The organism is Halomonas sp. SIMBA_159 (assembly GCF_046536035.1).
In the GTDB taxonomy this organism is placed as follows: Bacteria; Pseudomonadota; Gammaproteobacteria; order Pseudomonadales; family Halomonadaceae; genus Vreelandella; species Vreelandella venusta_A.
Window position 1 is genome coordinate 1 of the sequence record NZ_JAWJBT010001198.1, and the last position, 249, is coordinate 249.

At 45.0% G+C, this 249-nt stretch carries 1 protein-coding gene; it reads left to right on the plus strand.

From position 1 onward, the window contains the following. Positions 1–249: 6-phosphofructokinase (locus tag R0J87_RS23055; RefSeq protein ID WP_498889269.1), on the plus strand; the 249-nt coding region annotated here is incomplete at both ends.

Below are 249 nucleotides of genomic sequence, written 5' to 3' on the forward strand. Positions count from 1 at the left end.
GATTACGGGAACGGAAAGCCATTTCTTTTCCTTCCTACTGTGTGAGTTATCTCCACGGGATTGATCCTCTTTTATGTGTTGGAGGAACAATTCTGGGCAGTATTAATAAAGGCGATCACGAAACCCTTGCTTGTGCCGATGACATTATTGGGGGTTACCAAGATTTAGGATTGGATGCCTTAATTGCCATTGGCGGAGATGGCAGTATGGCAATCTTGCGGGAATTAGCGCGGAAAGGAAACTGGAATT